This window comes from Thermanaerosceptrum fracticalcis, assembly GCF_000746025.2.
GTDB classification, from domain to species: Bacteria; Bacillota; Peptococcia; order DRI-13; family DRI-13; genus Thermanaerosceptrum; species Thermanaerosceptrum fracticalcis.
On record NZ_CP045798.1, the window covers coordinates 989,795 to 1,016,159 of the forward strand.

The 26,365-nt window shown below is 44.9% G+C and carries 32 protein-coding genes; all 32 read right to left on the reverse strand.

Annotation, left to right across the window (positions count from 1 at the left end; translation table 11 throughout):
* Window positions 1–3: 3 nt before the first annotated feature.
* On the reverse strand, window positions 4–273 hold the full coding sequence (fliQ, locus tag BR63_RS05195; RefSeq protein WP_034419725.1) for a flagellar biosynthesis protein FliQ: 270 nt from the start codon (window positions 271–273) through the stop codon (window positions 4–6).
* Between the two features lie 22 nt (window positions 274–295).
* On the reverse strand, window positions 296–1,051 hold the full coding sequence (gene fliP, locus BR63_RS05200) for a flagellar type III secretion system pore protein FliP (RefSeq protein ID WP_034419723.1): 756 nt from the start codon (window positions 1,049–1,051) through the stop codon (window positions 296–298).
* Complete coding sequence (locus BR63_RS05205) at window positions 1,044–1,589, reverse strand: flagellar biosynthetic protein FliO (protein ID WP_081907973.1); 546 nt, start codon at window positions 1,587–1,589, stop codon at window positions 1,044–1,046. The genes fliP and BR63_RS05205 overlap by 8 nt, the downstream gene beginning before the upstream one ends.
* A 33-nt stretch (window positions 1,590–1,622) precedes the next feature.
* Window positions 1,623–1,985 (reverse strand): response regulator, encoded by a 363-nt coding sequence (locus BR63_RS05210; protein ID WP_034419719.1) that lies wholly within the window; start codon window positions 1,983–1,985, stop codon window positions 1,623–1,625.
* A gap of 27 nt (window positions 1,986–2,012) precedes the next feature.
* Window positions 2,013–3,125, reverse strand: a complete 1,113-nt coding sequence (gene fliY / locus BR63_RS05215; protein WP_034419717.1) for a flagellar motor switch phosphatase FliY — start codon at window positions 3,123–3,125, stop codon at window positions 2,013–2,015.
* Entirely contained in the window at window positions 3,118–4,113 is a 996-nt protein-coding gene (fliM, locus tag BR63_RS05220; protein ID WP_034419715.1) for a flagellar motor switch protein FliM, read from the reverse strand. The genes fliY and fliM overlap by 8 nt, the downstream gene beginning before the upstream one ends.
* Before the next feature lie 43 nt (window positions 4,114–4,156).
* Window positions 4,157–4,600: a flagellar basal body-associated FliL family protein gene (locus BR63_RS05225; RefSeq protein WP_034419713.1), complete on the reverse strand. Its 444-nt coding sequence runs from the start codon at window positions 4,598–4,600 to the stop codon at window positions 4,157–4,159.
* 17 nt (window positions 4,601–4,617) lie between these two features.
* On the reverse strand, window positions 4,618–5,382 hold the full coding sequence (locus BR63_RS05230; RefSeq protein ID WP_034419712.1) for an OmpA/MotB family protein: 765 nt from the start codon (window positions 5,380–5,382) through the stop codon (window positions 4,618–4,620).
* On the reverse strand, window positions 5,375–6,166 hold the full coding sequence (locus BR63_RS05235; protein WP_034419710.1) for a flagellar motor protein: 792 nt from the start codon (window positions 6,164–6,166) through the stop codon (window positions 5,375–5,377). Before BR63_RS05235 ends, BR63_RS05230 begins: the two co-directional genes overlap by 8 nt.
* A gap of 14 nt (window positions 6,167–6,180) precedes the next feature.
* Window positions 6,181–6,378: a flagellar FlbD family protein gene (locus tag BR63_RS05240; RefSeq protein ID WP_034419708.1), complete on the reverse strand. Its 198-nt coding sequence runs from the start codon at window positions 6,376–6,378 to the stop codon at window positions 6,181–6,183.
* A gap of 63 nt (window positions 6,379–6,441) precedes the next feature.
* Complete coding sequence (locus BR63_RS05245) at window positions 6,442–7,659, reverse strand: flagellar hook protein FlgE (RefSeq protein WP_034419706.1); 1,218 nt, start codon at window positions 7,657–7,659, stop codon at window positions 6,442–6,444.
* A 95-nt stretch (window positions 7,660–7,754) separates the two neighbouring features.
* Window positions 7,755–8,138: a TIGR02530 family flagellar biosynthesis protein gene (locus tag BR63_RS05250; RefSeq protein ID WP_051965361.1), complete on the reverse strand. Its 384-nt coding sequence runs from the start codon at window positions 8,136–8,138 to the stop codon at window positions 7,755–7,757.
* Between the two features lie 8 nt (window positions 8,139–8,146).
* Window positions 8,147–8,617, reverse strand: a complete 471-nt coding sequence (locus BR63_RS05255; protein ID WP_051965360.1) for a flagellar hook capping FlgD N-terminal domain-containing protein — start codon at window positions 8,615–8,617, stop codon at window positions 8,147–8,149.
* A gap of 12 nt (window positions 8,618–8,629) precedes the next feature.
* Window positions 8,630–9,907: a flagellar hook-length control protein FliK gene (locus tag BR63_RS05260; protein WP_161781843.1), complete on the reverse strand. Its 1,278-nt coding sequence runs from the start codon at window positions 9,905–9,907 to the stop codon at window positions 8,630–8,632.
* A 35-nt stretch (window positions 9,908–9,942) separates the two neighbouring features.
* A complete protein-coding gene (locus BR63_RS05265; protein ID WP_051965359.1) occupies window positions 9,943–10,491 on the reverse strand; it encodes a MotE family protein in 549 nt (182 codons plus the stop codon).
* Window positions 10,492–10,496: 5 nt separating this feature from the next.
* Complete coding sequence (gene fliJ / locus BR63_RS05270; protein WP_034419703.1) at window positions 10,497–10,928, reverse strand: flagellar export protein FliJ; 432 nt, start codon at window positions 10,926–10,928, stop codon at window positions 10,497–10,499.
* Between the two features lie 12 nt (window positions 10,929–10,940).
* Window positions 10,941–12,257, reverse strand: coding sequence for a flagellar protein export ATPase FliI (gene fliI, locus BR63_RS05275; RefSeq protein WP_051965358.1), 1,317 nt, complete (start codon window positions 12,255–12,257; stop codon window positions 10,941–10,943).
* Window positions 12,251–12,982, reverse strand: coding sequence for a FliH/SctL family protein (locus BR63_RS05280; RefSeq protein WP_051965357.1), 732 nt, complete (start codon window positions 12,980–12,982; stop codon window positions 12,251–12,253). The genes fliI and BR63_RS05280 overlap by 7 nt, the downstream gene beginning before the upstream one ends.
* Window positions 12,975–13,988 carry a flagellar motor switch protein FliG gene (fliG, locus tag BR63_RS05285; RefSeq protein WP_034419701.1) on the reverse strand — a complete coding sequence of 338 codons (1,014 nt, stop codon included), beginning with the start codon at window positions 13,986–13,988 and terminating at the stop codon, window positions 12,975–12,977. The genes BR63_RS05280 and fliG overlap by 8 nt, the downstream gene beginning before the upstream one ends.
* 11 nt (window positions 13,989–13,999) lie before the next feature.
* Window positions 14,000–15,541: a flagellar basal-body MS-ring/collar protein FliF gene (fliF, locus tag BR63_RS05290; protein ID WP_034419699.1), complete on the reverse strand. Its 1,542-nt coding sequence runs from the start codon at window positions 15,539–15,541 to the stop codon at window positions 14,000–14,002.
* A 15-nt stretch (window positions 15,542–15,556) separates the two neighbouring features.
* Window positions 15,557–15,853, reverse strand: coding sequence for a flagellar hook-basal body complex protein FliE (gene fliE, locus BR63_RS05295; RefSeq protein ID WP_034419697.1), 297 nt, complete (start codon window positions 15,851–15,853; stop codon window positions 15,557–15,559).
* 10 nt (window positions 15,854–15,863) lie between these two features.
* Entirely contained in the window at window positions 15,864–16,313 is a 450-nt protein-coding gene (gene flgC, locus BR63_RS05300) for a flagellar basal body rod protein FlgC (RefSeq protein WP_034419696.1), read from the reverse strand.
* 2 nt (window positions 16,314–16,315) lie between these two features.
* Complete coding sequence (flgB, locus tag BR63_RS05305; protein ID WP_034419695.1) at window positions 16,316–16,708, reverse strand: flagellar basal body rod protein FlgB; 393 nt, start codon at window positions 16,706–16,708, stop codon at window positions 16,316–16,318.
* Window positions 16,709–16,890: 182 nt separating this feature from the next.
* Entirely contained in the window at window positions 16,891–17,676 is a 786-nt protein-coding gene (gene codY / locus BR63_RS05310) for a GTP-sensing pleiotropic transcriptional regulator CodY (protein WP_034419694.1), read from the reverse strand.
* Window positions 17,677–17,697: 21 nt separating this feature from the next.
* The gene (gene hslU, locus BR63_RS05315; protein WP_034419693.1) at window positions 17,698–19,086 is read right to left on the reverse strand and encodes an ATP-dependent protease ATPase subunit HslU; all 1,389 of its coding nucleotides are present in this window, start codon (window positions 19,084–19,086) and stop codon (window positions 17,698–17,700) included.
* A 14-nt stretch (window positions 19,087–19,100) separates the two neighbouring features.
* Entirely contained in the window at window positions 19,101–19,631 is a 531-nt protein-coding gene (gene hslV / locus BR63_RS05320) for an ATP-dependent protease subunit HslV (protein ID WP_034419691.1), read from the reverse strand.
* A 13-nt stretch (window positions 19,632–19,644) separates the two neighbouring features.
* The gene (gene xerC / locus BR63_RS05325; protein ID WP_034419689.1) at window positions 19,645–20,550 is read right to left on the reverse strand and encodes a tyrosine recombinase XerC; all 906 of its coding nucleotides are present in this window, start codon (window positions 20,548–20,550) and stop codon (window positions 19,645–19,647) included.
* 13 nt (window positions 20,551–20,563) lie between these two features.
* Window positions 20,564–21,871, reverse strand: a complete 1,308-nt coding sequence (gene trmFO / locus BR63_RS05330; RefSeq protein ID WP_034419687.1) for a methylenetetrahydrofolate--tRNA-(uracil(54)-C(5))-methyltransferase (FADH(2)-oxidizing) TrmFO — start codon at window positions 21,869–21,871, stop codon at window positions 20,564–20,566.
* Window positions 21,872–21,902: 31 nt separating this feature from the next.
* Window positions 21,903–23,990, reverse strand: coding sequence for a type I DNA topoisomerase (gene topA, locus BR63_RS05335; protein ID WP_051965387.1), 2,088 nt, complete (start codon window positions 23,988–23,990; stop codon window positions 21,903–21,905).
* A gap of 131 nt (window positions 23,991–24,121) precedes the next feature.
* Window positions 24,122–25,207: a DNA-processing protein DprA gene (dprA, locus tag BR63_RS05340; protein WP_034419685.1), complete on the reverse strand. Its 1,086-nt coding sequence runs from the start codon at window positions 25,205–25,207 to the stop codon at window positions 24,122–24,124.
* A gap of 144 nt (window positions 25,208–25,351) precedes the next feature.
* Window positions 25,352–26,050, reverse strand: a complete 699-nt coding sequence (locus BR63_RS05345; protein WP_034419683.1) for a metal-dependent hydrolase — start codon at window positions 26,048–26,050, stop codon at window positions 25,352–25,354.
* An 81-nt stretch (window positions 26,051–26,131) separates the two neighbouring features.
* Window positions 26,132–26,323 (reverse strand): hypothetical protein, encoded by a 192-nt coding sequence (locus BR63_RS05350; protein WP_034419681.1) that lies wholly within the window; start codon window positions 26,321–26,323, stop codon window positions 26,132–26,134.
* Window positions 26,324–26,365: the final 42 nt, after the last annotated feature.

The window sequence follows — 26,365 nt, forward strand, 5'->3', positions numbered from 1 at the left end:
ATATTAATACATCAACCTGGGTATAACTGCAAAGAGATTGCTGGTAAAGGCAATTAATAAATTGAGCATCCAGGGGCCGAAAATGATTAAACTCAAGAACACTACCACGATCTTGGGCACAAAAGTCAACGTTTGTTCCTGAATTTGGGTGGTAGCCTGGAAAATGCTCACCAAAAGGCCGATAAGGAGACTGGCTCCTAAGAGTGGCCCTGCCAAAAGGAGAATAGTGTAAACAGCTTCCCGGCCTAAATAAATAATAAACTCCTGAGACATGGGTTCTATCCTCCTCATCAGACTAACGGAAGCTCATGATCAAGGTTTGCACTACCAGGTTCCAGCCATCCACCAGGATAAACAGGAGCAACTTAAAGGGTAGTGAGATCATCATAGGCGGGAGCATCATCATACCCATAGACATTAAGGTGCTGGAGACAACCATATCAATGACTATAAAAGGAATATAGATGATAAAGCCTATTTGGAAAGCGGTTTTTAACTCACTGATGGCAAAAGCGGGAATGATCACGTAAGTGGGAACTTCCTGAATACTATTAGGCTTATTCATTTTAGCCAAGTTAACGAATAAGGCCAAATCTTTCTCCCTGGTCTGTTTGACCATAAAATCACGGAGCGGAGTCATCCCTTTGGTTAAGGCTTCTTCTTGCGTAATAGCTCCCCTAAGATATGGCTGCAGAGCATTTTGATTTACTTCGTTCCAGACGGGAGCCATGACAAAAAAGGTTAAGAAGAGTGCCAGTCCAATTAACACCTGGTTGGGCGGCATTTGCTGCGTAGCCAGGGCGTTTCTGAGAAAAGAAAAGACTACAATAATCCGGGTAAAGGCTGTCATCAGAATAAGGATAGCCGGGGCTAAGCTTAAGATGGTTAAAAGGGCCAGAATCTGTAAGCTTAGAGCAATATCCTGGGGTTTCTCCGACGTACCCACATCAATACCTATTTTGGGAATAGGTAAGGGAGCAGCTAATGCTGTGGAAGATATCAGGACCAATAAAACTATCGTGACTATGAAAAGTTTCTTCATCCTACTCATCGTGCTCTCCTCTTTTTACCATACGTGTCAAACGATGGGCACGATCAATTTGCTCTTTTAACTGCCGTTCAAAGGAGTTTGTTTCATCTTTCCCCGAACCTTGGCCAAGAGTTTTCCAGAGCTCCTTCATCCTGAACAAACCGCCTTTCAGGGGTTTCGGAGGATTCATCATACTGTCTTTTAATTCCAGCCAGGTAGTGTTGTCGGGTTCGATTTCTTGTAAAATGTTGATTTGCCCCTCACTTACCCCGACAACATAAATCCTGGAGAAGATTTGCATCAGATAGATGCCTCTGTTCATACCTAAGGCTTGATAGTCGTAGATTTCAATCCAGCCTTTCTGTCTCTGCTCCAGAGTTTGCTGTTTTTTAAGAAGCTTAAGAATTCCGTAGGTTAATAAAAGAATAAGCGCAAGACTTATGATAATGCGGAAAAATAACCCTGCCACACTGGGAAGTTTTGCAATCTCCTGTGTCGAAGGATCACTCTGTGCAGTCAATATGAAAGGAAAAAAGTCCATCATTATGCTCCTGTACACACTAACTCCCCTTTACGGCAAAACCGAGTCGCCTTAACCTAAGGCTTTTTTGACAGCTTCCAGTACTCTCTCAGGCTGGAAGGGTTTTACGATAAAGTCTCTGGCTCCAGCTTGAATAGCATCGATTACCATAGCCTGCTGCCCCATGGCACTGCACATGACGATACGGGCATTAGGATCAAACTGCTTGATCTTTTTTACCGCCGATATCCCATCAAGTTCAGGCATCGTAATATCCATGGTGACCAGGTCGGGGCGCAGGTCTTTATATTTATCCACGGCAATTTGTCCATTTTCAGCTTCACCTATCACATCATAGCCGTTTTTTGTCAGGATGTCTTTTAACATCATCCTCATAAAAGCTGCGTCATCAACAATCAGTATTTTGAATCCCATTTGTGCTCCTCCTTTAATTCATCATGTCTATTGTAAATTTTTTACCCTTTCCATAGGTGAAACAATTTCTGTAACCCTTACACCAAAGTTTTCATCAATAACAACAACTTCACCTTTTGCCAAGAGCTTTCCGTTTACCAGGATATCCACAGGTTCACCGGCCAGTTTATCCAATTCTATAATGGAACCTGAGGTCAATTCTAAAATTTCCCTAATCTTTTTATGGGTACGGCCCAGCTCAACTGATAACTGGAGACTGACATCCATGATCAAGTTAAGATTGGGTGGTACATTCATCGGGTTCATTTCATGATGCAACTGCGCAAATTGCACCTGAGAAACGGAAACATGGGCCTGCGACGGTGTTTCCGGCGCCGGTTTATGTTCGGGGATATAGGGTTGTGATACGGGCTCCGCCTTTTTCGTGAATTCATTTTGTACCGGTTTTTGCTTGGGTTGATATTTGGACATATCATTTGTACCCAGAAGTTCAGCCACCATATCCTTGGCGAAAGGTACGGGGATTAACTGCATCATCTCACTGTCTACCAGACCCTGGATGACAACCCGAAAAGATATTTTCACCAGGCTGTCGGGATACCCTCCCATAATGTCCTGTTCCCGCAGGTCAATTAAATCCAGAGTCGGGGGCGAGATATCGATACGTTTATTCAACATCTGGGACATAGAAGTGGCCGCAGAACCCATCATTTGGTTCATGGCTTCGCTCACGGCGCTGATATGTAGATCTGTAAGCTCCAGAGGAGGGTTACTGCCATCCCCCCCCATCATTAAGTCAACAATGACTCCCGCATCGTAGGTATGGATCACAAGAACGTTAGATCCTTTTAAACCATGGGTATATTTCACATCAACCACCACATAGGGTTTGGGGTAATTTTCTCTGATGGCCCGCAGATTTGTGATGGAAATCTGCGGTGTAGTAATTTCAACTTTTTTCCCTAGCAGGTAAGACAAGGTAGTTGCCGCCGATCCCATGGAGATATTGGCCAGCTCACCTAAGGCATCTTTTTCCAAATCACTTAACGTATCAGGAAGTATTTCATTTGTAGAAGTATTCGGGGTCACAGTTCCCCTTAACAGGGCATCTATCTCCTCTTGAGACAGAATGCTACTCATTATCCTCACTCCCCTCCTGTTGAATCCTGCTGATTTGCACAGCCAGCTTGCTGCCCAACAAACCAGGTTTGCCATAGAATTTCAAACGCGACCCGGCATAAATTTCAATCTCAGAGTCCTTTTTTCTTTCCAAATCTATGACATCTCCCACCTGGAGTTCCAATAATTCTTTTACGGTAAGACTGGTTTTACCTAGTACAGCCGTGAGAGGAATCCTGGCTTTTTCCACCACTTTCTGAATAAACTTGGAGCTGTCCTGATGCTGGGCTTTAATATTTGTAGTAAACCAAAATTTCGTGTTCAGTTTGCCCGAAAGGGTCTCCAGCATTAAACAAGGCAAACAAATGTTGATTAAGCCTTCCGTTTCCCCTATCTGGGTATTGAGAGTAATGATAACCACCATCTCCAGAGGCGAAACAATTTGGGTGAATTGGGGGTTAATCTCGATGTTTTCTAAAAAGGCGTCTACATGAATCAGACTGGCCCAGGTTTCTGTAAAGAGGGAAAGAATTTTTTCTACGATTCTTTCCATGACGGTTTTTTCGATTTCGGTAAGGGGTCTGCCTTTAATTGTACTAAAGCCCGGTCCGCCGAACAGCCTGTCGATAATACTGAAGCCGATAACGGGGTTAATTTCCAGGATGGCCTTTCCTTCCAAAGGAGCTAGACTAAAAATATTTAAAATGGTTGGGTTTGGTATGGAACGGGTAAATTCCTCATAGGTTACCTGTTCCACCGAAGCCACCTTGACCATTACCCGGGTCCGCAGGCTGCCCGAAAGCAGGGTTGTGAGGAGTCGACAGAAATTATCATAAATGACTTCTATCGTATTCAACTGGTCTTTAGAAAATTTATTGGGACGGCGGAAATCGTAAACCCTGATTTTTTTTGTGTTTTGTTCTTCACGAATTGCTTCAACGTCAACTTCCCCCGACTGCAGGGCTGACAATAACGCATCTATTTCCGATTGGGATAAAACCTCACTCACTTACTCACCTCCCACGCAGCCGCACAGCTAGATTAGTATATATCTAGCTAAACAAGAAACTTTTAAAGTATACTTTTTGTACTTTACCTTTCTCCAGGAAAGAATTAACGGCCTCCATTACCGACTCCTTCAGTTTTTCTTTTCCTTCGGGTGTGCTTAAAACCTCCAGGGATTGTTTGGCTAAAACTGTAATAATAGCATCCTGTAAGAGGGGCAGTTTTTCTTCCAGTTCTGATTTTACTTTACTGTTAGATAATTCTAAAGCAAATTGGGCTTTGATATAACGTTTTGTGGATTCGGAAAGATTTACCGTAAAAGATTCTGTCTCAAACATGGGACCCAATTGAACCTTTTTGTTTTCCGTTTCCTGGCCCTTTGTGGGCTGGGACAGATTAACAATCCAAAAGACGAAAACACCAAGCAAGAGGATAACCACAGCCAGTAAAATCAACCGTATGTTTTTGGCAAGACCTTCCTTGGTATTCATTTGGAACACTTCCTTTGCTATTTGGGTTCATTTTTCATAATACTCTCACGGAGAATGACAATATCCACGCGGCGGTTTTTGCGGCGGTTCTCTTCACTATTGTTATTTGGCACCAAAGGACGGTATTCTCCATAGCCAACGGCTGATAATTTACGCCCGTCTAATCCTTGAGTGATTAAAAACCTTAGCACGTTGGTGGCCCGTGTGGTGGATAATTCCCAGTTGGAAGGAAATTGTGGTGTATTGATGGGTAAATCGTCGGTATGGCCCTCGATGCGGACAGCATTGGGGATGTCTTTCAGTATCCCGCTGACATGTTTTAAGGTAGAAATAGAATCATTCAACAGGTCAGCCTTGCCCTTGGCAAAAAGCACACTGTCCTGAAACCTTAAAATCAAACCTCTTTCTTCTAAGTTTACCGTTATTTGTGCCTGGAGTTTTTTTTCTTCCAGGTAAGCTTCTAAATTTTTCTTAATTTCCTGGAGACTCTGCATCTCTTTTTGGGATTGTAAATATTCGTCCAAATCCTTTTTACCTACCCCTTGACCACTCTCGGCCAGTTCCATGGCCGGCCCAGTAACTAAGGTATTACCGCCGTCCAATACACCTAAAGCCCCTTTGATGGACATCACCACAGCCTGCCATTTAACGGCATCGATGGAGGAATAGGAATAGAGAAGGACAAAGAAAGTAAGGATCAGCGTTACCATATCACCGTATGTAGTGAGCCAGAGGGGAGCCCCCGGGGGAGGCGAATCTTGTTTACGTCTGCGCCTAACCATGGGCCGTACCCTCTTCCCTTAGCTTTTCCAAACGCATTCTTTCTTTGGGCTCCAGGAAGGCCTTCATCTTCTCACCCACAATACGGGGGTTTTCCCCAGCCTGGATAGAGAGGATCCCTTCAATCATAACTTCTTTGATTAATAACTCTTCACTGCTCCTGAGTTTTAACTTGCCCGCGATAGGTAAAAAAAGCAGGTTAGCTAAGAGGGAACCGTAAAAAGTGGTGATTAAGGCTACCGCCATGCCGGGGCCTAATTTACTGGGGTCGTTGAGGTCACGCAGCATGAGAATAAGGCCGATCAGGGTTCCCAGCATACCGAAGGCCGGTGCGCTGGCACCCATGGCTTCAAAGATGCCTGCCCCCACTTTATGACGCTCTTCCACAAAACTTATCTCCGTCTCCAGGATATTACGGACAAGCTCAGGATCAGTACCGTCTACAATCAACTGGATACCTTTCTTCAAGAATTCGTCTTTCGACTCTTCCGCTTCCGCCTCCAGGGCTAAAAGCCCCTCTCTTCTGGCTTTTTCCGCCAGTTTTACCAGGGTTATGATAACCTCTGCAGGCTTCTGGGTCTCTCCCTTAAAAGCAACTTTCACTATACTCATCACACTGACAATTTGGGAAAGGGGATAATTGATGAGGGTAGCGGCCATGGTGCCACCCAACACAATCATCGCCGAAGACAAACTCCAAAAGGAGGATAGTTCACCTTCCACAAGAATTGAGGCTACAATTAAGATGATTCCTGATACTGCGCCAATAATCGTTGCGAGATCCATGAAACCCCCTCTTTCTACAGGGAAACTGCTCTATGGTAGATAGCTTGCTTGTAAGTGATGGTCTTTGCAATGATTTCCTCTACCGATTCTTTGACCACAAACTTTTTACCCGTAGTCAGCGTAATTATGGAATCGGGAGTGGCTTCCACTGTTTCAATCAGCTCGGCATTAACCGTGATGATATCGCCGTTAAGTCTGGTTAATGTAATCATCTTAACCCTCTTTCTGAAAAGCCCACCACCCCGTAGTAAGGGTGGGGGCTTTCTTATTTATTATTATCTACGCAGGTTCACCAGTTCTTCCAAAACCTGGTCGGAAGTGGTAATTACCCGGGAATTGGCCTGGAAACCCCGCTGGGTAATGATCATATCCACAAATTCTTGGGATAAATCCACGTTGGACATTTCCAGGGTCTCGGGCTTGATGATACCTCTGCCGGAAATACCGGGGATCCCTTTATCAGGCTCGCCGGAGTTGTTGGAAAACTGGAAAAGGTTGTTCCCTGCTTTTATCAGACCAGATGGGTTCGTAAAAGTGGCAATGGCTACTTGGGCCAGTTTGCGGCTTTGTCCGTTGGAGTAACTACCGGTAATGGTACCGGTAGTATCTACGCTAACACTCTGAAGGTCACCATATGTATAACCATTTTGATTAAAGGCCAAAGCGGTAAAATCTCCCGCAAATTGGGTCATTTTGCTAAAGTCCAATGATATATTCAAATCATTGGCACCAGGCAATAACGGCAGAGTAGCATTAAATGTACCAGAGTTAAATGTCCCATCTGTATTGAAGCTTATGGTACTTGTCGGCCCTGCAATGATACCGTCTATCTCCACATCCACGTTCCACTCGTTGTCTGTGCCACTTGGTGTAAATATGGCTGTTAAAGTGTGAGTATTACCCTGTGAATCATATACCGTAATTGTACTGCTGAAACTAGTAGGGGCAGTTGCCCTTGCATCAAGGTTTTTGGCAAACTCCACTTTTGTAGTTGCACTGGGAATCGTAGATAACTTTGATGCCAAGTTAATATCCGTAATGGCCCCCTTGGGATCAATCCCGCCATTAGCGTCTGCCATAATACCCTGAACAATCATGCCGTTTGCAGTGTTATAAAATGTCTTATTGTAATCGAAATCGAAATTGCCCGCTCGGGTATAATATATATTTTGCCCGTCACTTAGCATGAAGAAGCCTTCCCCTTCGATAGACAAGTCTGTATTCTTTCCTGTGGACTGGGGACTGCCGGGAGTATGAATCACATCAATGGAAGCTAAGGACATACCCAGACCAACCTGCATGGGGTTAGTACCTGCCCTGTTCCCCTGGGGGGTAGAAGCCCCGCGCAGGGTCTGGCTTAGCATATCCTGGAAAGTAACCCGGCTCTTTTTAAAACCGACGGTGTTGACGTTGGCAATGTTGTTGCCAATGACGTCCATACGGGTCTGGTGGTTTTTCAAGCCGGAAACACCGGCAAAAAGTGAACGCATCATAAATAAATGACCTCCTTTTAATTAGAAACTCAAAAGAACCGATTTCTGTCAATCATCGGTTTCGGGCTTCCTCTGAGAGGTCCAGCCCGTCTAATTTAAATGATGACGGCACTGTCAATGTTGGTAAAGACGTTTTCTTTACGACTTTCACCATCTACGGCCGTGATCACCGTCTTGTTTTTAATGCTGACCACAAAAGCCAGGTCGTCAATTAAAACCAGGGATTCCCTGGCCCCTTTGGCCTGGGCTTTTTGCACCGCCACGTTAAGCCTTTCCAGATGTTGAGGTGTCAGTTTGATTTTCCGTAAATCCAGTCTCTCCTGGGCATGGCGGGAAAATTTCAGTTCTTCCCCTTTCTGCAGTTCTTCTTGCAGCACCTGGTTAAAGGGTGTTTTTACACCCGCAGGTGTTTGTCTGGGGACCGCTGGTTTGCCTACAGGTTGTATGGGTTGGGGTATGATAAAGGGTTTGTCTACCATGATCTCACCTACTTGATTAATGTAATTTTATCCAGTGTCACCTCTTCTCCGTCTACCACAGCCACGTACTGCCCGTCTTTCTGTTTCAATGCTGTCACTATGCCTGACAGCTCTTCCGTACCTTTCTTAAAAGTAACCACGTGTCCCAGGAGGTTCAGCCCTTGCTTCAGTTCATTTCCGGCCATGAGATAACCTAATTGTTGCATTATCCCTGTTAATTTTGTTTCCAAACCCTTTTGCGCTTCAGCCAGGGCCATTAAACCCGATTCCAGGGATTTATTGATGTTCTGCATTTGTTCCAGCGAAGAAAACTGGGCCATCTGGGTAATAAACTCCCTATCTTCCATGGGTTTCATGGGGTCCTGGTAACGCAACTCGGTGACGAGCAGCTTCAAGAAATCATCTTTACCCAAGGTTTTATCCTTGAGAGCAGTTTGGGAATTTGTGTTTTGCACACTTGTTGCGGCGGTTACCGTCATATCCTCACTCCTTTACACCGTATAATCTACTGATCCGCGACTCATCATTTGCATCCTTGGTTCCCCTGGTTGTTCACTTTCGGAAAGGTAGCCGCTGTCGGCCCGTAACCAGTTCTGCGCCCAATAGTTTCCTCTGTTCCAGGATGGTTGCTGTTGTTGGTGTTGTTGGTAAAACTGCTGCTGGCTTAAGGACTGGCCGCCCAGCTCTATCTCCATCCTGCCGGGCTTAAGCCCTTGTTCGGAGAAAGACTGACGTAAGGCTTGCAAACCGTTTTCCAGGAGGTCCCGGGTCACTGGGTGTTCCGCAATAATTCTTACGGAGACGACCCCTTCTTCGCTAAGCAATTTTACCACCATCTTGCCTAAATCCTGTGGTTCCAGGTGAATAACCACTTCGCTGGCGGCGTTTTTCCCTCCAGAAACAAGGCGGGAAAACACTACCTTGGGGAATTCTTTGGGAAATTCCTGGACAGGTACTTTCACAGGATGCTGGGGTATTTCTTCAGACGGAGGGGCACCATCGACCGGTAGAGCCGTTAGTGTTGTGTCTTTCCATACCAGATTATTGTCGCCTTTTAGTTCCGGCTGGTTAGTGGCTTCCTGTAATTCTTCTGTCTTTCCAACAGGTGGAACTAAAGGTTTAAGAAGTTCCGGTGAGACTTTCGCGGTGTTCACAGCCGCCTGCCGGGTAACAAGTATCACTTCCCTGTTTTCAACCTGTCCAGCGGTAAAAACCAGAGCCTCGCCCTTCTCATTTTCCTTCTTCACTTCCATCCTGTTTATACCTAGCTGCTGAACTAACTGAGGGTTTAGCAGGCTATTGTCCAGGCCGGACAGATGAGGGACCGGATTCTGGGTAGGTATGGGATTTTCCTTCATTGTAACCGGGAATTGCCTGGGCGGTATGGTTTGAGCGGTTAAAACCGGAAGCGCCTTAGGATACTCCGGGAAAATACCTAGAGCCGCAGGCTGGAACTCAGTACCTTTAAAGGCTGCCGTTTCTCCCTGCAGCAAGTCCATACCTTTATTCATTCCCGGCATCTGGACGTCCTCAACAAGATATGGGTTGTGAAACAGCAAAGCCGGCTGAATAAAGGTGGCTCCATCCGGTTGAACATTTACTTCCTGCAGTCTCTCTTTTCGCTCATCCTGATTGGCTGTCATATTCCCATTGGAAAGGATAGAAAACAGCATACCAAGAAAGTCCCCGCCAGTTTCCACCTGCACATTTTCCTGGATTTTAACAGTTTGTCCCAGCTGCCCCAATAAAACATTATTTACGTTTAACACATTCTCACCTCCTTTCCAGAGTTTGTTATCACTCATTACTGGTTCCCCAATAACAGCTGCGTGATTCGTGCTGCCCGCTGGGGTTCCATTAATGCCAGTATTTTTCCCGTTTGTTCCTTATTCAGCAAAGGAAGTATGGTAATCACAGTATCATCATCTAAATTTTCCATGACCTTGACAATAGCTTCCGGTTTCATTTCACTGTAATAAAGAGCCAGTTGTTTGGCGTGAATGGCTTTTTTTTCGTTGTTCTCTTTATATGCGCGGAGAGAGGTTACCTCTTGCTGGAGCTGATAAATCTGCTCCAGCATTTTGGTTTTTTCGCTTTCCAAAGCCATCATCTTAGCTTCAAAATCTTTAAGGTCACTTCTCAGTTTTTGATTTTCCTGCTCAATGGGTGAAATAACAGGGATTTTTGGAACAGGGGCAGGCTCTTTTGCATATTTACTAAGGACCGGTATTTTTTGCAAGGCAATGCGTAAATCAATTAACCCAGCTTTGTCAGCGGCCCATAACCCGCCCAATACAATGGCAATGAGACACAAAATTATTAATTTTAACGAAATACTCTGTTGTCCTTGCATGAGAATTATCTTCTCCTAGCGGCTAATGCCAGTTCATCGATAAAAATCTGTTCTCTTCTATTTTCTTCCACCATGAAGCGCCGGTATTGTTTTTCCCGGATTTTATCTATGATTTTCCGGTTCTTCACAGCTTCTCTTAACCTTCCTTGTGCATCTCTGAGTTCGGTATATCTTTGCGTTACGAGCTCTGTTTGCCTTTCTAAAAGTTCCTGTAAATGTTCAAGGTAATAACTGTTAACCATTACCGCCGTTAGAGATACATTTCCTTCCTGGACACGGGCCAGCTCCCCTTGGATTTCTTTCACCATTTGTTCAAGTTCGCCCTGTTTTTGTTCGGCCAGCCTCAGCCTGTTTATACATTGTCCCACTTCTTCCTGGCATCTCTTCTCTTTATATTCATAGAGCCTTCGAACACTGGCTAAGCGAAACTTGAACATAGTGTCCTCCTTTTAGAAAATGTTTATTCTATCCCGGATAGCCATTAACTGCTGCAAAGTATCCTCATAACCGCTTCTTTCGTCGATCCCTTGTCTTAAAAAATCATTTAATACATCGATCAGACTCATGGCTAAATCTATTTTCTTGTTCGTCCCTTGCTGATATGCTCCCACATCAATTAAATCTTTGGCTTCACTGTAAACGGCCAGGAGTTCCTTGAACCTGCCGGCGGCATCAAAATGCTGCTGTTCTATGATATTATACATTACCCTGCTGATGCTGTTTAACACATCTATAGCCGGGTAATGGCCTAAAGCGGCCAGCTGCCTGGAGAGCACGATATGCCCGTCCAGTATCCCCCGTACAGCGTCGGCAATGGGCTCGTTCATATCATCGCTGTCCACCAGGACTGTGTACAAACCTGTGATGCTTCCGTTCTCCGATGTACCGGTTCTTTCCAGCAGCCTGGGCAATAAGGCAAATACAGAAGGAGTATACCCTTTGGTAGCGGGGGGCTCCCCGATGGCCAATCCAACTTCACGCTGGGCCATGGCAAAACGGGTTACGGAATCCATCATCAAAATGACTCTGGCCCCCAGATCCCTAAAATATTCAGCAATGGCTGTGGCCACAAAGGCTCCCTTTATTCTGACCAGGGCGGGTTGATCGGAAGAGGCCACGATGACTACGGAACGTTCCAGGCCTTTTTCGCCCAGGTCATTTTCCATAAATTCGCGAACTTCTCTGCCTCTTTCCCCAATCAGGGCAATGACATTGACATCGGCGTCGCTGTTCCTGGCCACCATGCCTAAAAGAGTACTTTTGCCCACACCGCTTCCGGCAAAGATTCCCAAGCGCTGCCCGTCGCCACAGGTCAACAGGCCGTCGATGGCTCTCACTCCCAAAGGCAGTGGCTCAACGATTCTTTTTCGTTTTAAAGGGTGGGGCGGTGCCGCATCCAGGGGATACTCAAGATCCCAGGAAATTTTTCCTTTGTCATCAAGGGGTTCTCCCAAACCATTGAGAACGCGTCCCACTATATGAGGGCCAACCTTTACCTTTAAAGAACCACCGGTTGCAATAATCTTATTGCCCGGCGAGATACCTTTTAAATTCCCCAGAGGCATCAGCAGTGTTTTCTTTTCGCGAAAACCCACCACTTCCGCTGGGATAAGTTCTATGTCGTTATCAATATATACCAACTCACCGATGCTGGCCCTGGGGCCGGCAGCATGGATGATCAAACCGATGATTTCGCTGACATGGCCTTTAAACTGTATGGTCTTAGTTTCTTTGACGGCTTGTTTTAATCTGGCGAATTCTAGCATGTACCGGCCACATCCCGTAAAGCCTGTTTTAAGAGAGCGATCTGACCTTCCAATTGGGCATCGATAATACCATTTTCGGAGATGATGACACATCCCCCGGGTTTAACGGATACATCCTCCTGGATCACAACATTATCGGGAAAATCGAAAGCCTGCTCACGGGAGATATTCAAATAGGGTATATGGAAAGGATTCACTTTTACCATAATCTTTCCGTTTTCCGCAGTTTGGCTTAAAGTACGGGAGATCACACCGTTAATAATTTCCGGTTTGACCTCAACGATTACACCTAAGATTTTTTCTGTTATCAGCATAACTAAATCTAACAGCTCAGATTCATAAGCTTTTAGCATATTCAGTTTTTCTTGTTGTAAGGCACCGATTAATTCCTGGGCATGCCCGTGCAGTTCTTTAATTTCATGCTGGGCCTCTGCCAAACCTTTTTCATATCCCAGGCGGTAGCCTTCCTCATAAGCCCTGTTTTTAATGTCCTGGCTTTCCTGATGAGCCGTTTCCAGGATCATCTGAGCCTGACTCCTGGATTTCAGCGTAATTTCATCGGCTTTCTGCTGGGCTTCGGCAATTAGTTCTTCAATCATCACTTTAGTTTCCAAGTAAATAGCCTGGGCAGTATCACGGGTCAGAGGAATGTCCTGATTATCTGCGGCAGGTAATTTGGTGCGGCCTTCATTTTTCACGAAGTTTGCCTTTATGATCTTAGACAATCAGCTCATCTCCTCCACCACGGGATATAATGATCTCACCGGCTTCTTCCAGTCTCCGGATGACATTAACAATACGCTGCTGTGCTTCTTCTACATCTCGCAAACGCACCGGCCCCAGGAAGGCAATATCTTCGTCCAGCATCTCCGCCGCCCGCTTGGACATGTTCTTTTTAACCTTACTGGCGACCTCTTCACTGGAACCTTTAAGGGCCAAAGCCAGGTCTTTGCTGTCAACTTCCCGCAATACCATTTGAATGCTTCTGTCATCCATTTTCGTAATGTCTTCAAAGACAAACATCAGTTTCTTAATCTCTTCGGATAAATCAGGGTCCTGTACCTCCAGGGTTTCCAGAATAGTTTTTTCCGTAGCCCTGTCCACATTGTTTAAAATCTGTACGATGGCATTGATGCCGCCGGCGATGGTATAGTCCTGGGTGCCCAGAGTGGCTAATTTTTTTTCCAGGACACCTTCCACTTCCCTGATGATTTCGGGAGAAGTCCTGTCCATAATGGCAATTCTCCGGGCCACGTCGGACTGGCGGTCAGTGGGCAGAGCCGAAAGGATGACAGCGGCCTGCTGCGGGTCCAAATACGACATGATTAAAGCGATAGTCTGGGGATGTTCGTTTTGGATAAAGTTCAAGAGCTGACCGGGGTCAGTCTTGCGCACAAAGTCGAAAGGTCGCAACTGCAGGTTGGAGGAAAGCCTGTTGATAATACTAAAGGCTTTTTCTGTACCTAAGGCCCGTTCCAGAATCTGCTTGGCATAATCTATACCGCCTTGGGCAATATACTGGGAAGCCATAAAGATCTGGTTAAATTCCTCTAGAACGGCATCTAACTGCTCTCCTTGAATTTTTCTCACATTGGCTATTTCCAGGGTTAACTGTTCTATTTCTTCTTCCGTGAGATGTTTCATAACACGGGCCGACTTCTCTGGTCCCAAACTAATGAGAAGGATGGCTGCTTTCTGTCGCCCTGTTAAACGCTGTTGCTTGTTAGCCATCTCCTTTCCCCCTACTCTTCAACTAACCATGTTTTTAGTACTTGTGCTACATCTTCTGAATTCGTTTGGGCAAGTTTCTCTATTTGCGTACGCAGAGCCTTCTTTTCCAAAGCCTCCGGCGATAAGGATAAATCTACTTCAAGATCACCCATAGCGGCAACTTGCTGAAAGCCGCTGACAGGAACCTGTGTTTTTTGCCTGGCCAGATTGCGGCCGATAAAATAGATAAGTCCCAGGGTTAACAGGGCTCCCAAAGAAGCTAAAGCTATTTTGATATATTCATTTCTTTGCTTAGCTTTTTCGGCCAGGGCCATTTCCTCTTCCAGTTTTTTCGACAGTTCGTTATTAAAAGGCAGGGCCACCACCGAAACCTGGTCTCCCCTGCTTAAGTCAACACCTGCCGCCATTTTCACAGCATTGGTAATTTGTTCCTGTTCCTGCTGGGGAATTTCTCCGTCCAGCAATACGGAAACAGAAACCTTCGTAATTTTTCCTGTTGCAGCCACTTTTGTTTCTACGGTTTTGCTGACTTCATAATTACGGGTTCTTTCACTGGACTGGTATTCCGAGTCACCGGATGAACCCATATTTCCATAACTGGGCCCGCCCATATTGGCATCGGCAGGGTTACCACCTGTGCCATTGGTTCTTCCCTTCGACGACTCTTCTTTGGCATGTTCGCTCACTAACACGGCATCGCCGTAGGTTTCGGAACGTTTCTCCACCTGGTCGAAATCCATAGTGACATTAACCCTGACCACAGCTTTACCCGGTCCCCGCATTCTTTCCAGCATACTCTGGATAGAACGGGCTAAATCCTGTTCATATTGTTGTTTTATAGCCAGTTGATTGGCCGAAATACGGGAGAGATTGGCACCCGGTCCGTCGGCAAGCCCTTCTGAAAGCAGGTTGCCGTTTACATCCATCACCGTAACATTTTGCGGTTTTAAGCCTTCCACACTATGACTGACAAAAGCCAAAATAGATTTAACCTGTTCAGGTTTTAGCTGCGCATAGGGTTTCAGGCGCAAGAGAACGGAAGCGGTGGCTTCTTTCTGGTCTTTAATAAAAAGGCTTGGCTGGGGAAGAGCGATATGTACTTTGGCAGAGTCTACTTCGTCTAATTCCTCAATGGTCCTGGTGAGTTCGCCCTGTAAAGCCACTAAAAACTTTACTCGTTTATCGTTTTCCGTTTCCCCAAAACGGGTCTCGTTAAAGGACTCAAATCCAACTACCCCGCCTAAGTTAACCTTTCCTGCCACATCCAGGCGCAGTTGATATTTATCCTCCTTCGGAACCAGAATGGTTTTCCCGTCATCCGCTAATTTATAATTCACTTTCTGTTCTTTCAGCTTTGCTGTAATGGCACTGGCGTCTCTAGGATCCAGATTGGTAAACAGCGGCTCCATTTTCGGCTGCTGAGCATAATAGCTCATGACAATGATGACAATTAGAGCAATGCCACCCACACCGCTGAGCATGATTTTTTGCCATAAACTAAATTTGCGCCACAAGTTTTTTACTTGTTCCGTAAGCTGCGCCCAAAAACCCATTTTATCACCTCAAGATTACACCTGCATTCTCATTACTTCCTGATATGCTTCGATGACTTTATTACGTATCTGTACTGTTAACTGTAAAGCGAGACTTGCTTGTTCCGTTGCCAGCATGACTTGATGTAATTCTACGTTCTTGCCCAAGGCTAAATCTTGGCTGAGTTTTTCTGCCTGGAGATTGGCCTGATTTACTTTGCCGAGATACTCGGCCAAAAGAGCTCCAAAATTTTGTTCCGAAGGGGAATTTTTGGGAGTTTCTTTATCCAGGAGAGGGGTAGTCAGTGTTGAAGTAATCTTATTAATCTCCATATATTACCTCCTAACCTCTTCCGATTTCCAGTGTTTTCAAAGCCATGTTCTTCGTGGCATTTAAGGTGGTGACGTTGGCTTCGTAGGCCCGGGAGGCAGTGATCAACTCCACAATTTCCTTCATGACATCGACGTTGGGATACTCCACGTAGCCGTCGGCAGAGGCATCGGGGTGTTTGGGATCATACACTCTTTTATTGGGCGTAGGGTCGGTGACAATTTTCTCTACCCGGACACCGGAATAGGGGAAATTATTTTGCATGGCATTCTGCAAAGTCTTTTTGAAATTATTGGTGTTGTACATACCCGGTGACAGTAAGGCCACCTGCCTCCGGTAAGGCCCCCCCTGGGGGGAACGGGTTGTATTGGCATTGGCAATGTTGGCAGATATCACATCCATCCGCAGCCTTTCAGCACTTAGCCCTGATGCGCTTATTTTCAGGGGATTAAAGAGATTCATGCTTAGCGTCTCCCTTCCGAAATAGACTGTCTTAAGAGTGCCAGCTGTGAAGACAGCAAGTGGGTCAGGCTGTTAAAGTACAGGTTATTCTCAGCCAGAGCAGAAAGTTCCATGTCGATGTCCACGTTGTTGCCATCATTCCGTAAAGTTGTTTCCCTGTTTTCCTGTATAAAGGGTTGCAACTCCTCGTTAGCCATGGGCAAATGTTTTTTGCTTGTGGTTTTGAGAGTCTGCCGGGGTTCTAATGTATTTTCTAAAACGTGCTGGAAACTTACTTCAATTTTTTTATAGCCCGGTGTGTTGGCATTGGCAATATTATTGCCGATAGCGCTGTGACGCAATGAACTGCCGGTCAAAGCTTTTTCCAGGAGATTCATGGTGTTTGTTTTTAACATAAAACCACCTTATTATACAAAGTTTTACTTAAAGATAAAAGATTTGACATCTGATACTAAATTCGCCTTATAATGCAAAATTCCTTTTTATTCTAATTGATAAATGTATGATTTTGCTAGACTGTTAGTTAAGAAAAACGCAAAAAAAGACTGTAGATTTTTGTTCTACAGTCTTTTGATATTTAGCGTAATTTAGCCAGCTCATCTAATAGGTTTTCGTTTAAGATACGGATGTAAGTACCCTTCATCCCTAAAGACTTTGATTCAATCACGCCGGCACTTTCAAACTTTCTGAGGGCGTTAACGATGACGGAACGGGTTATGCCTACTCTATCGGCAATCTTGCTGGCAACCAACAGCCCTTCTTTACCTTTTAACTCCGCAAAGATATGCTCAATAGCTTCTAATTCCGAATAGGAGAGAGTTCCAATGGCAATCTGTACCGCAGCTTTACGCCGGGCATCTTCTTCAATCCTTTCAGCTTTGGCCCGGAGAATTTCCATACCTATTACAGTGGCCCCGTATTCCGCCAGAATCAAATCCTCATGGGTAAATTCCTGGTCGAATTTGGCTAGAAGAAGCGTACCTTGTCTTTCACCGCCGCCCATGATGGGGACAACGGTGGTAATCTTACCTTCAAAGAGACACCCTCCTTCACTGGCAACACCAAAAACACATTCCGCTTTCTCTTTTTTCAGATTGGCCTGGGTTTGGGTAATCCTCAAAAGATCTTCGTTATAGTTTTCCGGGAACCTTTCCGTATTGAGGACAATATCTTCGATGGTTTTGCACTGGAAACCATCCATAAAAGCATAACCTAAAATTTTACCTCGTCTGCCTACAATATAGATGTTGGCATCTATTAAATCACTTAATACTTTCGCCATCTCTGTAAATTCCACAGGATTGCCTGCTGTTTTTTGCAGCAGTTTGTTAATAGTACGGGTTTTTTCCAATAAACTTTTCATTTATCTTCCTCCTGTTTTTAATTACAAAATGTAACGGCTTAGGTCTTCGTTCTTGACAATGGACTGCAGTTTTTCCCGGACATAGTCGCTATCAATTAAGATGTGCTTGTCTTCCAGATCGGGGGCATTAAACAAAATGTCCTCAAGTAACTTTTCCATAATGGTATGAAGCCGTCGTGCACCAATATTTTCAGTTTGGTCGTTTACAGTATACGCAATATCTGCTATTTCATCAATAGCATTTTCAGTAAATTCAAGCGAAATGCCCTCAATTTTTAATAATTCAGTGTATTGTTTGATCAGAGAGTTGCGCGGCTGGGTCAAAATCAGCTTAAAGTCCTCACAACTAAGGTTGTCTAACTCTACCCGAATGGGAAAACGTCCCTGGAGTTCCGGGATAAGATCCGATGGTTTGGTGACATGGAAAGCGCCTGCGGCAATAAACAAGATATAGTCTGTTTTTACCGGTCCGTACTTTGTCATCACAGTGGAACCTTCAACAATAGGCAGAATATCTCTCTGGACACCCCCTCGTGATACATCTGGGCCGTAGGACTCCCGGCTTGCTATTTTATCGATTTCATCCAGAAAAATAATACCATTTTGTTCGGCATTATTTATAGCTTCTGCTGTTACCTGCTCCATATCGATTAGCTTTTGTGCTTCAGCCTGTGTTAAGATTTTTCTGGCCTCTTTTACCGTGACTTTCCTCTTTTTCTTCTTTTTGGGGAACATGTTGCCAAAGAGGTCCTGAAAATTCAGTCCCACTTCCTCCATATTTCCCCCTACAAACATATCCAGGGGCGGAGCCACGGCGTCTTCAACTTCTATTTCCACATATTCCTGATCCAATTCGCCTTTTAATAGTCTTTCTTTTATTATTTTCCTTTCCCTTAAAATATTTTCCTCCTGGGGTTTTTTTTGTTCTGCAGGAGCTGGATTGTTACCAAAGAGAACCTCAAAAGGATTCTTCATGGCCTGGTCACCGGGAGGTAATGGCACCATGATTTCCACCAGCAAGTCATCGGCAATCTCGGAAGCTTTTTTTTCAACTTGACGGACTTTCTCATGTTTGACCATTCTAATAGAAACTTCTAATAAATCACGGATCATGGATTCTACATCACGACCCACGTACCCCACTTCCGTGAATTTGGTAGCTTCCACTTTAATAAAAGGAGCATTGACTAATTTAGCCAGTCTTCTGGCGATTTCGGTTTTCCCTACGCCAGTGGGGCCAATCATCAAAATATTTTTAGGCATTACTTCCTCTCTTAATTCCGGAGGTAGCTGGCTCCGCCTGTACCTGTTTCTTAAAGCAATAGCGACACTCTTTTTGGCTTTTTCTTGTCCCACGATGTATTTGTCAATCTCTTTGACTACCTCTTTGGGCGTTAAAGTTTCTAACATTTTTAATCCCCTCTTCATACTTCTTCAATAATAATATTTTCATTTGTATAAACGCAAATGGAAGCGGCTATTTCCATGGCCGTCCTGGCTATTTCTGCCGCCGTGAGACTGGTGTGCCTGGTTAAAGCCTTAGCCGCAGCCAGGGCATAGGCTCCTCCCGAACCTATGGCAGCAATGCCGTCATCAGGCTCTATGACTTCCCCTGTGCCGGAGATGATTAATAAATTGGTACTGTCAGCCACAATCAGCATAGCTTCCAAATGACGCATGTATCTGTCCGTACGCCATTCTTTAGCCAATTCCACTGCGGCCCGTGACAGGTTTCCCCGGTATTCCTCCAGCTTTTTCTCAAATTTCTCAAAAAGCATAAAAGCATCGGCTACCGAACCGGCGAAACCGGCCACTACCTTACCCTGGTAAAGGCGTCTTACCTTTTTGGCCGTATGTTTCATAATAGTATTTTGTCCGAGGGTTACCTGACCGTCGCCGGCCACAGCCGTCTTTTTGTCTTTCTTGACCGCAACTATAGTAGTACCGTGAAACACGCTTTTCCCTCCCTCAGGCCCTGGGATGGGCCAGATGATATACTTTTCGTAATTTACTGCGAGAAACGTGGGTATACACTTGCGTTGAGGAAATTTTACTATGACCTAATAATTCCTGGACAACCCGTAAATCTGCTCCGTTATCCAGTAAATGCGTGGCAAAGCTATGCCGGAAACCGTGGGGTGAAATACATTCTTTGGTTTGTGCTCCATGACAGTATTTTCGGACAAATGTCCGGACTGACCTGTCACTCAAACGCCCGCCCTTTTGATTAACAAATAGGGCAGGATTATCCGGGTTGGCCCAAAGGGGTCGGGCCACCTTTTGATATTGCTCCAGAGCTTCTATGGCGGGCTTTCCTATGGGCACAAGCCTTTCTTTGCTTCCTTTGCCGAAAACACGGACAAACCCGTATCTTAAATCCAGGTGCTCCGTGTCCAGCATCACCAGTTCACTGACTCGTATACCGGCACCATACAACAGTTCAAGGATAGCTTTGTCACGTATACCTGTTTCCGTAGCAGAGGAAGGCTGTTCCAAAACTCTGGCCATTTCCTTTTGTTCTAAATATTGGGGTAACTTTTTGGGTATTTTAGGCGTAGCCACATGAACCAGGGGGTTTTGTAAAATAATTTCCTTCCGCAGCAAGTAACGGAAGAAACTTTTTAGGGAGGCAAGTCTCCTGGCCATAGTCGTCTTGGTTAGTCCCCTATGATTTAAAAAGGCCAGGTATTTTCTTACCACTCCGTGATCAACATCTTCCACATGTGCGGTGTGAGAACTTAGTTTCATTTCCTCTTCTAGAAAATTAAAAAAATCTTGCCAGTCACTGTTATAGGCTTTAATGGTTTTAGAGGACATGTTCTTTTCGGCTTGTAAGTAATAGAAAAAGGTATCTACCAGAGGTGCCAAAAGCATCTATCTATCCCCCTCAAGTAACCTTGTTTTTCCACATTTCAACTTCTTCCAGAGCCCGTTTGGCAATCCGGAGATTTTTTGCTTTCTTGTCTTTGATTTTTTCCGGCCAGGGCGGGATGAGACCAAAGGTTATATTCATAGGTTGAAAGTCCCCTGTTGAAGCATGTGTAATGTAATACAACAAAGAACCAATGGCCGAATTACGCGGCGGGACCAGGGGTTCTTGCTGACGGGCCAGGCGTGATGCATTAATACCGCTGATTAATCCGGACGCCGCAGATTCCACGTAACCCTCCACCCCTGATATCTGTCCGGCAATCAAGAGATTATGTCTTGTTTTCAACTGCGTTGTCATTTCCAGTAGCTGTGGCGCATTGATATATGTATTACGGTGCATGACACCGTAACGTACAAATTCTGCCTCTTCCAGGCCCGGTATCATCCGGAAAACTCTCTGCTGTTCTCCCCATTTTAAATGGGTTTGAAAACCCACCAGGTTGAAAAGGGTTCCCGCGGCATTGTCTTTCCTGAGCTGGACAACGGCATAAGGACGAGTATTGGTCCTTGGGTCTGCCAACCCCACAGGTTTGAGGGGGCCAAACAAAAGGGTTTGAGGCCCCCGGCTGGCCATAACTTCCACCGGCATACAACCCTCAAAATAAATTTCTTTTTCAAAATCATGTAATTTATGCACTTCTGCCGAGATAAGGGCCTGGTAGAATCGCTCATACTCTTCCTGATTCATGGGGCAATTGAGATAATCAGCGGTTCCCTTGTTATAGCGAGAACCCCAAAAAACTTTGTCATAATTGATGGTCTCACCATCAACAATGGGGGCAGCAGCGTCATAAAAATACAGGTAATCAGTGCCTGTAAGTTTTCGCAAATCATCGACCAAAGCCTCGCTGGTGAGAGGACCCGAGGCTAGCACAGTGACTCCATCCCGGGGCAGCATTTTTACTTCTTCCCTGATGATTTCCACAAGAGGATGCTCCTGGAGCCTCTTCGTTACCGCCTGGGAAAATCCCGTACGGTCAACAGCTAAAGCTCCCCCTGCCGCCACCGCATTTTCATCGGCACAAAGCATAATGAGGGAGTTAAGCCGGCGCATTTCCTCTTTTAAAAGGCCTACGGCATTTTCCAGATTGTTGGCCCGCAGTGAATTGCTGCAGACCAATTCGGCGAAATAGGGAGTATGGTGAGCCGGTGTCATTTTATCCGGGCGCATCTCATATAACTTCACTTTGATACCTCTTTGGGCAATTTGCCAGGCCGCCTCACTACCGGCAAGTCCTGCCCCGATGACGGTTACAGCATCCAAAAAGAGCCCTCCTTAGTTTTCACCATTCCTACTACTTATCTATAGTTTGGACATATTTGCAATTCTCATTAGAACAGACCAGTCTTTCTCCTGCTTTTTTACCCTGCTTCTTGACCATATAACTCATACAGCGAGGGCATTTTTCTGCGGTAGGTTCATCCCAGGAAACATACTTGCATTCCGGGTAACTACTGCAGCCGTAAAACTTTTTCCCTTTTTTACTGCGTCTAAGCACCACTTTCCCCTGTTGACACTGGGGACAGGTTATTCCTGTTTCTTCCAAGAGGGGCCTGGTGTTCTGGCACTCGGGAAATCCGGGGCAGGCCAGGAATTTACCATAACGTCCAAACTTTATTACCATATTGCGCCCGCATTTTTCACATTTCTCTTCCGTCTCTTCTTCCGCTACTGCAATACGTCCAATATCTTTATCTGCAAACTCCAATTCTTGCAGAAAGGGTTGATAAAAATCCATGAGTATTTTTTTCCAATCTACATTTCCTTCTTCAATAGAATCAAGTTTTTCTTCCATTTGGGCCGTAAATTCTTCATCAATGATTTCGGGAAAATACTTTTTTAATAAATCAACGACGACACAGCCAAGTTCCGTAGGATGAAACTGTTTCTGTTCCCTTACCGCATAGCCCCTGGTAACAATGGTATCCAGGATAGGCGCATAAGTACTGGGTCTTCCTATCCCTTTTTCCTCCAGTGTTTTAACGAGTGTGGCCTCAGTATAGCGAGGTGGGGGCTGGGTAAAATGCTGTTTGGGCACTATTTTATTTACTTTGATTTCTTCTCCTACCTCGAGGGGCGGTAAAATATTATTTTCGTCCTTTTCACTGTCATCCCGGCCTTCGATATAAACTTTCGTAAAACCGGGGAAGACGAGAATAGACCCCGTTGCCCGGAAGGTAAAATAATCGTACTTCAAATCGACTGTCGTTACATCAAGGAGGGCCGAGGCCATTTGGGAAGCGATAAACCGGTCCCAGATGAGTTTATACAGCTTATATTGTTCATTTGAAAGAAATTTTTTAATTTCTTCCGGCGTTCTCTGCACATAGGTAGGCCTGATGGCCTCGTGGGCATTTTGAATTTTCCCTTTAGTCGTATATTCCCGGGGTTTTTCAGGGAGATAGTCTTTCCCGTACTTTTCCAGGATATATTCTTGGGCTTCTTTTTGTGCCTCTTCACTAATCCGGGTGGAATCAGTCCGTATATAGGTGACTAAACCGACTGAGCCAATTTCCTTGCCCAAATCCAGTCCTTCATACAACTGCTGGGCTATCATCATGGTCTTTTTGGCTGTAAAATTTAATTTGCGAGAAGCCTCCTGCTGTAAACTGCTGGTTGTAAAAGGAGGCGCGGGATTACGCCTTTGCTGTCGTTTCTTGATAGAATCTACAGTCAGGTTGTTCTTACCTATTTTTTTAATTATCTCATTAACTTCTTGTTCATTCTTAAGCTCGGCTTTATCCTCGTTAATTTTAACCAGTTTGGCTTCGAAGGCCGTTTTATCTTTATTTAGTCTGGCAGTGATAGACCAAAACTCTTCAGGAATAAAACTGTTGATTTCCTCTTCGCGGTCGCAGATAAGACGTACAACGACAGACTGGACCCGTCCGGCACTTAAACCCTTTTTAATTTTCCGCCAGAGCAAGGGACTCAGGTTATAGCCAACCAACCTGTCTAAGACCCGGCGGGCTTGCTGGGCCTCGACCCGGTCGCGGTCAATTTGGCGGGGTTTTTTAACAGCTTCGGTAACCGCCTTTTTTGTTATTTCATTAAATTCAATACGGCATTGAGCATCCTCAGGTATTTTTAAGACATGCTGCAGGTGCCAGGCGATAGCTTCCCCTTCCCGGTCGGGGTCAGTGGCTAACAGTATCCTAGCACTTTTGGAAGCAGTGTTTTTTAATTCTTGCAAAAGCTCCCCTTTGCCGCGAATCGTAATGTATTTTATGGAAAAATCATTCTCCACATCTACCCCGAATTGGCTTTTGGGGAGATCCCTCACATGACCCATAGAGGCCCGTACGGTATAATTTCTTCCTAAAAACTTACCAATCGTTTTGGCTTTGGCTGGAGATTCCACAACGACTAAAACTTTTGTCAAATCTATCACCTCAAATAAAAGGGTAAGGGGACACACCTGCTGAAGTAACAAGGTCAGGGGACACACCTGCTGAAGTTTTGGTCATTCTGAGGAGACAGGAATATCCCCAATATAAAAACAATCATTTGATTTTATATCTTTACATAATACTTTCCTGGAAGCTGTCTTATTAAACCCTGTAATTCAAGTTTTAACAAAATTTCGTAAACATTTCCCCTTTGTATATCCCACCTGGCCAAAATACTGTCAATATGGAGCGGTTCCCAGGCAATTATATTTAAAAGCTCTTTTTCTTCACGGGTTATGTTTATTATTTTTTCCTGATGCCTGTTAAATAAATTATATGTATATTCATAACCCAATTCTTCCAAAATATCCTGGGCATAGATGACAAGTTTAGCACCCTGCTGGATCAGGCGTAAGGGGCCCATGCTCAAAGGACTGGTAACAGGACCAGGCAGGGCGAATACTTCTTTACCCTGTTCCAGGGCATAGTCGCATGTAATCAGAGACCCACTTTTAGCCTGTCCCTCCACAATAAAAACACCTGAACTTAACCCACTGATGATCCTGTTACGTACCGGGAAATTGATATCCAGGGGCTGGGTACCGGGAGGAAATTCGCTGAGCAATAAACCGGCCTCGCCAATTTTATGATAAAGGTCTTTATTCTCGCGGGGATACGGTATATCCACTCCTGACCCTAATACGGCAACTGTCTTTCCACCGGCGGCAAGGGCTGCTTCGTGAGCCGCACCATCAATCCCCCGGGCCAGGCCGCTGACAATCACCAAATCATGCTGCGCTAATTCTTGAACGATGGTTTTGGTTTGAGTTAAACCATAAGGGCTGGCTTTCCTGGCACCGACAACGGCAAGGGCTTTTTTCTGTAAAAAGTTAAGATCACCACGATAATATAGCATACACGGTGTGTTGGCAATTTGCAACAAGGTAGCCGGAAATGTTTCTTCTAAGCGGGTAACAACCTTAATTTTCTTCCTCTCTAATTCTTGCACCAGGGCTAAAGGATTAAGTGTTTTACGGCGCTCCAGAAACTTTTCCCACATGTATAAAGGCATATTTCCCGGTGGCGGAGCTTGGTGTCCCCTTTCCCACATCTCCTGCCAGGAACCATAGTACTCATATAATGGAAGGAAATGTTTATTAAACTGCAGCCCAAAAATCTGATGTAAGGCCACGGCGTAGATCTGGTCCATTGTAATCACTCCCTTGTTTTACTCTCTTCGGTAGGAGTGAGATTATTCCTGCTTTCCCGGCGAAAGTTGTTGGGAATTTGTGATTTTATTGTGTTGGTCTTTGGTAAATCCATTAAAATAAAAGAGATAGCTGAGCGCTATCTTTTAATCGTTGAGTATTATTTTGTCCCCTGGTTTCATGACCTGACCTTTTAAATGCAAATCCTTGAGTTTTTTCACAAACTGGTCGGGGTCCTGGGCTATGACAGGAAATGTATTGTAATGCATAGGAACTGTCAGTTTGGCCTGGAGCATGGTGGCTGCCCGTAAGGCATCATCGGGACCCATGACATAATTATCGCCAATGGGTAAAAGGGCACAGGCGAGAGGGTACATCTCCGCGATCAGCTTCATATCGCCAAAAAGTCCCGTATCTCCGGCGTGATAAATATACTTATTGTCCATGTGCACAAGAAATCCGCAGGGTGTACCGGTATAAGTAATGCCTTTTTCATCGATCACGGCCGAACCGTGCCAGGCAGGTGTTAATTTAACCCTGCCGAAAGAAAATTGATAAGAACCCCCGATATGCATGGGATGAATGTTAGCGCCTTTGGACTGGCAGTATAGGGCCAGTTCATTGGGAGCGATAATGGGAGCACCCGTGTCCTTAGAAAGGGCTATGGCATCACCTAAATGGTCACCGTGACCATGTGTTACCAGGATATGTGTGGGATGAAGATCTTTTATCGTTACATCAGCCAGCGGGTTATTGGTGATAAAGGGATCAATGATCACATCATATGTACTGTTCACTAACCTAAAACAAGCATGTCCATGAAAAATTAAATTTAACAAGGCCATCACTCCTGGTTTTTTCTACCATTATATCTTTACTTTCCGTACTTAGTCAATGACCAGGAGTTGTTTCACGTAATATGCAGGTTATTCTTCCTTCTTATCTGTTACGTACTCGTTTAACACTTTTACCCACTGGTTAAAAACATCCTTTTTTCGGTTCATTTTTTCCCTGCGGATAATTTCTTCTAGAAAACGGAGCTGTTTTACATTTAAATTTTGTATACTTTCTTTTATTTTCGTAACCTCTTCATCCTCGTAAATTAGACGAATCAACACTTTACATCTCCTCTTCACGCAAATATAATGATTCTGTGTTAT